The following is a 2,319-nucleotide window of genomic DNA, read 5'->3' as shown; positions in this document are numbered from 1 at the left end:
CCCCTGGCGCCGTTCGGGATCGGCCTGCCTGCGGCGGCGTCGCTGCTGTCTGCCGGCGGCGGCGCGGATGCGGCGCGCGCCATCATGACCACCGACACGCGTCCGAAGGAGGCCGCCGTCACGTTCTCGGGCGACGGAATCGGCTACGACGGCTGCACGTTCACGGTGGGCGGCATGTCGAAGGGCTCGGGCATGATCATGCCGAACATGGCCACGATGATCGCCGTCCTCACCACCGACGCGCCGGTGTCCGCGCCCGCCTTGCACAGGGCGCTCGTGCACGCCGTGAATCGCAGCTTCAACAAGGTGACGGTGGATTCCGACACGTCGACGAACGATTCCTGCTTCCTCTTCGCCAGCGGCGCCGCAGCACCTGCGGGCGCAAGCGCGTTCGATCCGGACGGCCCGGCCTTCGCCCGCTTCCAGGCGGCGCTCGTCGAGGTGTGCGAGACGCTGGCCCGCATGATGGCGGCTGACGGGGAAGGGGCCACGCGCCTGGTCACCGTGCATGTGACCGGTGCTGCCAACGACACCGACGCCGACCTGGCCGCGCGCACCGTGGCGAACTCGCCGCTCGTGAAGACGGCCGTCTGCGGCCGCGACGCGAACTGGGGCCGCATCGCGGCGGCCATCGGCAAGTCGGGCGCGGTCTTCCGCCAGGAGGATGCGTCCATCGACATCATGGGCCTGCCGGTGTGCCGCGGCGGGCTTGCGCAAGCGTTCGACGAGGACGAGGCGCTGCGCCGTTTCGAGCAGCCCGAGATCGTCATCGACGTCGACCTCGGCGCAGGCGAGGCGAGGACCACGGTTTGGACATGCGATTTCACACACGAGTACATCACGATCAACGGAGACTATCGCTCATGAAGTACGCGAAGGACACCCGCCCGAAGGGCGTAGCGAACAAAGCGGCGGAGGTGCTGGTCGAAGCGCTTCCCTGGATCAAGAACATCACCGGCAAGACCGTCGTCATCAAGTACGGCGGCTCGGCCATGGTGGACGAGCAGCTGCGCGCCGACGTGATGAACGACATCGTGCTGCTGAAGATCGTCGGCGTGAATCCCGTCATCGTGCATGGCGGCGGCAAGGCCATCACCGAGGCCATGGATTTCCTGCAGCTTCCCGTGGAGTTCAAGGACGGTCAGCGCGTCACCACGCCCGAGGCCATGGACCTCGTGCGCACCGTGCTGATGGGCAAAGTGAACCAGGAGCTGGTGGAGGCTCTCAACGAGCACGGCAACTTCGCCGTGGGCGTCAGCGGCGCCGACGCGGGCGTCATCGTGGCCGAACAGGCCAGCCCGGAGCTGGGACGCGTGGGCCGCATCACGCGCATCAACAGCCCGCTTCTGGACGACCTCGTTGCCGGCGACTACATCCCCGTCGTGGCTTCGGTGGCGCTGGGCGAGGACGGCGGCTTCTACAACGTGAACGCCGACATGGTGGCGGGCCACATCGCGGCCGCCATCGGCGCGCACAAGGTGGTGTTCCTCACCGACGTGGACGGCCTGTACGAGAACTTCGAGAACAAGGACTCGCTCATCTCGAACCTCACGCTGTTCGAGGCGCAGTACATGGTGGAGAACAACATCGTGTCTACCGGCATGATCCCGAAGCTGAAGTCGTGCATCCACGCGCTGGATTCGGGCGTGTTCCGCGCGCACATCATCAACGGCATCACCCCGCACTCGCTGCTGCTGGAGCTTCTGACCAGCACCGGCGTGGGCACCACGATGCACTCCACGGAGGAGTCGTGCACGTTCGACACCCATCCTTTGGGCAACTTCGCCTCCAAGTTGCTGGAGAATCGCCAGCATGCTGCCAGCGCGACGCCGAACAACAAGATTTTCTAAGCGAGCGAAAGAAGGACGACCATGGGCTTTATCGAGGAACAGCAGCTTGAATCCGCATACGTGATGGGCACGTACGCCCGCAAGCCAGTGGAGCTCGTGCGCGGGCGCGGCATGCGGGTGGAGGATGCGGAAGGCCGCACGTACCTCGACTTCGTGTCGGGCGTGGGCGCCGTGAGCCTGGGCCACTGCCATCCGGCGCTCGTGTCGGCTATCGAGGAGCAGGCGAGCACGCTGGTCCATGTGAGCAACTACTACTACATCGAGCATCGCGGCGAGGTGGCGCACCTCGTATCCGACTTGCTGAACGAGTGCGTCGACGAGGCCGAGCGCGAGCCGTGGCAGAGCTTCTTCGCGAACTCGGGTGCCGAGGCGAACGAATGCGCCTTCAAGCTGGCGCGACTGCACGCCAAGAAGCGCGCGATGGCTGCGGCCGAGGCCGCCGGCGCCGACGAGGACGGAGTGCGCGCCG

General features: G+C 66.5%; 3 protein-coding genes. All 3 read left to right on the top strand.

Annotated elements, in window-relative coordinates; genetic code table 11:
- On the top strand, positions 1 to 867 hold an 867-nt coding region (locus HMPREF1023_RS04770), incomplete at its 5' end, for a bifunctional ornithine acetyltransferase/N-acetylglutamate synthase (RefSeq protein ID WP_035578387.1).
- On the top strand, positions 864 to 1,850 hold the full coding sequence (gene argB / locus HMPREF1023_RS04765; protein ID WP_009305043.1) for an acetylglutamate kinase: 987 nt from the start codon (positions 864 to 866) through the stop codon (positions 1,848 to 1,850). The genes HMPREF1023_RS04770 and argB, both read left to right, overlap by 4 nt.
- 21 nt (positions 1,851 to 1,871) lie before the next feature.
- On the top strand, positions 1,872 to 2,319 hold a 448-nt coding region (locus HMPREF1023_RS04760), incomplete at its 3' end, for an aminotransferase class III-fold pyridoxal phosphate-dependent enzyme (RefSeq protein WP_009305042.1).

Origin of the sequence: Eggerthella sp. 1_3_56FAA (genome assembly GCF_000185625.1) — a bacterium.
In the GTDB taxonomy this organism is placed as follows: Bacteria; Actinomycetota; Coriobacteriia; order Coriobacteriales; family Eggerthellaceae; genus Eggerthella; species Eggerthella lenta.
Note: the sequence above shows the minus strand (reverse complement) of the source record. Positions and strands in the feature narration are given on the sequence as shown.